The organism is Pleomorphochaeta sp. DL1XJH-081 (genome assembly GCF_049310885.1).
In the GTDB taxonomy this organism is placed as follows: Bacteria; Spirochaetota; Spirochaetia; order Sphaerochaetales; family Sphaerochaetaceae; genus CAYZJV01.
The window spans coordinates 1-245 of record NZ_JBMDYO010000191.1 but is presented as its reverse complement, the minus strand read 5'-3'; the positions used below and the strand labels follow the sequence as shown (position 1 = coordinate 245).

1 protein-coding gene is annotated in these 245 nt (G+C 33.1%); it reads right to left on the bottom strand.

The annotated features are described in order from the left end of the window. Positions 1 to 65 precede the first annotated feature (65 nt). On the bottom strand, positions 66 to 245 hold a 180-nt coding region (locus ACODJP_RS14420; protein WP_422482672.1), incomplete at its 5' end, for a hypothetical protein.

The following is a 245-nucleotide window of genomic DNA, read 5'->3' as shown; positions in this document are numbered from 1 at the left end:
GGTGTTTATTATTTATGGGAACCAAAGAAGACAATGTGATCAAAAGCTCAACCTGGGAATATAAACTAGAATACAACATAAATACCCAACCTAGAATCAGGAGGGTGTAATATTTTATAAAATTTGACAAAAAATTGCAGTTTCATTACAATTTTTTTCTGTACATTTACCTCAAATATCAGCACCTGTAGAGTTGAACAGACACCGATGTCTTGAAACTCAGCCATCAGCAATGCAAAAAAAAC